We start from the raw sequence: 2,282 nt of genomic DNA on the forward strand, positions 1-2,282 counted from the left end.
TGGGAGCGGGCTTGCTCGCGAAGACGTCGGTTCGGCCAACATCTTCATCGACTGACACGACCTCTTCGCGAGCAAGCCCGCTCCCACACTTTTGGCGTGGTCACATCTGGTTCAGGCGTTCGCGCAGGAATTCGACCAGCGCCTGCACCGGGCGCGAAGCCTGGCGGTGCTGCGGATACACCGCCGACAGGGTCAGCGGTTCGGGGCGGTAGTCGTCGAGCACTGGCATCAGCCGCCCGTCCTTCAGCGCCGCGCCGACGATGAACGTCGGCAGATAGGTAATCCCCATTCCCTGCACCGCCGCGTCCCTCAGCAGCTCGCCGTTGTTCACCCGCATGCGTCCGGTGACGTTGACCAGCAGCGGCTTGCCCTGCCCCGCATTGAAGCGCCATTGCACCGAACGACCATGGCCGTACGGCAGGCAGTCGTGGCTGTGCAGGTCTTCGGGATTGAGCGGCGTGCCGCGTTCGGCCAGATATGCCGGGCTGGCGCAGTACACCCGTTCGATGGCGGCGATGCGCCGCGCAATCAACGTCGAGTCTTCCAGCACACCAATGCGCAGCGCCAAGTCATAACCTTCGCCAAGCAGATCCACCGGGCGGTCGCTCAAATCCACCTCCACGGTGACATCGCGATAGCGCTGCAGGAACAGCGGCAGCAGACACCCCAGATGCGCGACGGCAAACGACAGCGGCGCACTGACGCGAATGGTCCCGCGCGGCTCGGCGGTCTGCCCGGCGATGCCCTGCTCGACCTGTTCCACTTCGCCCAGCAGACGCAGCGCCGATTCGTAGTAGCTCTGGCCCAGTGGCGTGACGTCGAGGCGTCGGGTGGAACGGTTCAACAGCCGCACACCGAGGCGCTCTTCGAGCTGCATCAAACGGCGGCTGACGAACTGCTTGGACAGGCCCAACTGATCGGCCGCAGCAGTGAAACTGCCGGAGTCCATGACCTGGCAAAAAATACGCATGTCTTCGAACGGGTTCATTGTCACTCTCTGGTAGACAGTCAAACGCTTTATAGCCGCTTTTTCACTTTTCGACAGCTCATTAATCTGTGCTCACGGTTTGAAAACAGCCCGACACAACACCAATAACTTTCGAAAATGGAATTGAGCATGAACATCAAAAAAACCCTGACCGCATCCCTCCTCGCCCTGTCCATCGGTAACGCATTCGCCGCCGGCAGCCCGGGTGTCGAACACAACACCCAGGCGTTCCTCGAAGCCCTCGCCGCCGGCGGCGGCAAACCGCTGGAGCAACTCAGCCCGAAGGATGCCCGTGCAGTGCTGACCGGCGCTCAGGCCTCGGTAAAGGTTGACCTGTCCGGAGTTGAAGTCAGTGACAAGGCAATCAAGGTCGATGGCCAGACGATCAACCTCAAAGTGGTGCGTCCGGCCAAGGTCAAAGGTGAATTGCCGGTGTTCATGTTCTTCCACGGCGGCGGTTGGGTGTTGGGGGATTACCCGACCCACCAACGCCTGATTCGCGATCTGGTGGTCGGTTCTGGAGCGGTCGCGGTGTACGTCGATTACACGCCGTCGCCGGAAGCGCAGTACCCGACAGCGATCAACCAGGCCTATGCGGCGACCAAATGGGTGGCTGAGCATGGCAAGGACATTGGCGTCGACGGCAAGCGTCTGGCGGTGGCCGGCAACAGCGTCGGCGGCAACATGGCGGCGGTCGTGGCGCTGATGGCCAAGGAACAGCAAACCCCGGCCCTGCGTTTCCAGTTGCTGATGTGGCCGGTGACCAACGCACAGTTCGACGACGGCTCGTACCAGCAATTCGCCGAGGGCCACTTCCTCACCAAGGGCATGATGCAATGGTTCTGGGACAACTACACCACCAACCCGGCCGAGCGCGCACAGATCCACGCCTCGCCACTGAACGCCAGCAGCGAACAGCTCAAGGGCCTGCCCGCCGCGCTGGTGCAGACCGCCGAGTTCGACGTGTTGCGTGATGAAGGCGAAGGCTATGCGCGGCATCTGGATGCGGCCGGTGTGCCGGTGACGTCGGTGCGTTACAACGGGATGATTCATGACTTTGGCCTGCTCAATCCGCTGAGTCAGATTCCCGAAGTGAAAGCGGCCGTGCGGCAGGCCGCGGCTGAGCTGAAGACGCATCTGAACTGAGCCCCCCTCACTCGCCACACCTGACGGTGTGGCGATTTTTTTGTCTGCAGGAACCCTTGTGGTGAGGGGATTCATCCCCGATGGGTTGCGAAGCGACCCCGCCGTTAACCAGAAAGGCAGGGGACTGCTGCGCAGTCCATCGGGGATG

Annotated in this window: 2 protein-coding genes; one reads left to right on the forward strand and one right to left on the reverse strand. The window is 62.2% G+C overall.

Annotated features, from left to right (window positions below; genetic code table 11):
* Positions 1-100: 100 nt before the first annotated feature.
* Positions 101-988, reverse strand: coding sequence for a LysR family transcriptional regulator (locus QMX91_RS30740; RefSeq protein WP_096796201.1), 888 nt, complete (start codon positions 986-988; stop codon positions 101-103).
* A gap of 129 nt (positions 989-1,117) precedes the next feature.
* Between QMX91_RS30740 and QMX91_RS30745 the strand changes: the two genes are divergently transcribed.
* On the forward strand, positions 1,118-2,134 hold the full coding sequence (locus tag QMX91_RS30745; RefSeq protein WP_282413870.1) for an alpha/beta hydrolase: 1,017 nt from the start codon (positions 1,118-1,120) through the stop codon (positions 2,132-2,134).
* The last annotated feature ends 148 nt before the right edge of the window (positions 2,135-2,282 follow it).

Origin of the sequence: Pseudomonas sp. PS01299, from assembly GCF_029960145.1 — a bacterium.
Classification (GTDB): domain Bacteria; phylum Pseudomonadota; class Gammaproteobacteria; order Pseudomonadales; family Pseudomonadaceae; genus Aquipseudomonas; species Aquipseudomonas putida_A.

Bases quoted from the DNA above. Each gene is read 5' to 3' on its own strand.
- QMX91_RS30740 (WP_096796201.1), bottom strand. From the start codon at position 988: ATGAACCCGTTCGAAGACATGCGTATTTTTTGCCAGGTCATGGACTCC.
- QMX91_RS30745 (WP_282413870.1), top strand. From the start codon at position 1,118: ATGAACATCAAAAAAACCCTGACCGCATCCCTCCTCGCCCTGTCCATC.